This is a genomic window from Lactiplantibacillus xiangfangensis (genome assembly GCF_001438845.1).
In the GTDB taxonomy this organism is placed as follows: domain Bacteria; phylum Bacillota; class Bacilli; order Lactobacillales; family Lactobacillaceae; genus Lactiplantibacillus; species Lactiplantibacillus xiangfangensis.
The window spans coordinates 84274-85186 of record NZ_JQCL01000068.1; the positions used below are offsets into that span (position 1 = coordinate 84274).

Here is a 913-nt window from a genome sequence, read left to right on the forward strand (position 1 = left end):
TATAAATAAAACAACGGAGAAGGAGGGATTCGAACCCTCGCACCGCTTGCGCGATCTACACCCTTAGCAGGGGCGCCTCTTCAGCCACTTGAGTACTTCTCCAAAATGGGCCTAAATGGACTTGAACCATCGACCTCACGCTTATCAGGCGTGCGCTCTAAACCAGCTGAGCTATAGGCCCAAAAAGCGGGTAACGAGAATCGGACTCGCGACAACAGCTTGGAAGGCTGTGGTTTTACCACTAAACTATACCCGCATATTTTACAGATATGGCGCGGGACGGAATCGAACCGCCGACACATGGAGCTTCAATCCATTGCTCTACCGACTGAGCTACCGAGCCATTGTAGCCATTAAGTTTTATTTTGTTGAACGGTCCGTACGAGACTCGAACTCGTGATCTCCTGCGTGACAGGCAGGCGTCCTAAACCAACTAGACCAACGGACCAAATATTGCGGGAGCAGGGTTTGAACCTACGACCTTCGGGTTATGAGCCCGACGAGCTACCAGACTGCTCCATCCCGCGATAATAAGGAGGATGAGAGATTCGAACTCTCGCGTGGTTTGACCCACCTGACGGTTTTCAAGACCGTTCCCTTCAGCCAGACTTGGGTAATCCTCCATATGTGATGTAACTAGGAACACGTCCACTATAATTAGTAGATGGACCTTGTAGGGCTCGAACCTACGACCCGACGGTTATGAGCCGTCTGCTCTAACCAACTGAGCTAAAGGTCCAAGCGCTTATTCCTATCGCGGCAGGGGGAATCGAACCCTCGACCTCCCGGGTATGAACCGGACGCTCTAGCCAGCTGAGCTACACCGCGATCTGTTAAATAATCAAAATGACTACTTAATCGGGAAAACAGGATTCGAACCTGCGACCCCCTGGTCCCAAACCAGGTGCTCTAC

Annotated in this window: 9 tRNA genes; all 9 read right to left on the bottom strand. The window is 51.5% G+C overall.

From position 1 onward, the window contains the following. Positions 1–14: 14 nt before the first annotated feature. Positions 15–102, bottom strand: a tRNA-Ser gene (locus IV64_RS07850). Positions 103–106: 4 nt separating this feature from the next. After that, positions 107–181 (bottom strand) — tRNA-Ile (locus tag IV64_RS07855). Between the two features lie 4 nt (positions 182–185). Beyond that, positions 186–256: transfer RNA gene (locus IV64_RS07860), tRNA-Gly, on the bottom strand. A gap of 14 nt (positions 257–270) precedes the next feature. Continuing rightward, positions 271–343, bottom strand: a tRNA-Phe gene (locus IV64_RS07865). A 30-nt stretch (positions 344–373) separates the two neighbouring features. Further along, positions 374–448, bottom strand: a tRNA-Asp gene (locus tag IV64_RS07870). 5 nt (positions 449–453) lie between these two features. After that, positions 454–527: transfer RNA gene (locus IV64_RS07875), tRNA-Met, on the bottom strand. A 6-nt stretch (positions 528–533) separates the two neighbouring features. Next, positions 534–623: transfer RNA gene (locus tag IV64_RS07880), tRNA-Ser, on the bottom strand. Between the two features lie 42 nt (positions 624–665). Further along, positions 666–739 (bottom strand) — tRNA-Ile (locus IV64_RS07885). Between the two features lie 15 nt (positions 740–754). Continuing rightward, a tRNA-Met gene (locus IV64_RS07890) sits at positions 755–828 on the bottom strand. Positions 829–913: the final 85 nt, after the last annotated feature.